This is a genomic window from Psychrobacter sp. CAL346-MNA-CIBAN-0220, from assembly GCF_040309805.1.
Lineage (GTDB): Bacteria > Pseudomonadota > Gammaproteobacteria > Pseudomonadales > Moraxellaceae > Psychrobacter.
Map to the genome: position 1 here is coordinate 1 of NZ_JBEOPF010000200.1, position 277 is coordinate 277.

Here is a 277-nt window from a genome sequence, read left to right on the forward strand (position 1 = left end):
GTTTCTAGCAGTAAATCAGGGCATCGCCCCTGCTCGGTCACACGGGTATGATTGCGTGCCAAGCGCTGTTGTTCTTGCTCGCCAATTTCTGGGCTATCTTGTAATAAGCAAAACAGTAAAAATGTATCTAAAAAGCGAATTTGAGTGTCATCAATACCTAGCGCCAACATGGGGTTAATATCGAGATTACGTACTTCTATGTATTCAACCCCGCGATCGTTCATAGCCTGCAGTGGTGTTTCACCCGCGTGAGTAACACGTTTAGGGCGAATATCGC

Annotated in this window: 1 pseudogene; it reads right to left on the reverse strand. The window is 46.2% G+C overall.

Annotation, left to right across the window (positions count from 1 at the left end):
• Positions 1-277, reverse strand: a pseudogene (locus tag AAEY88_RS13315) (glutamate--cysteine ligase); the annotation flags it as partial.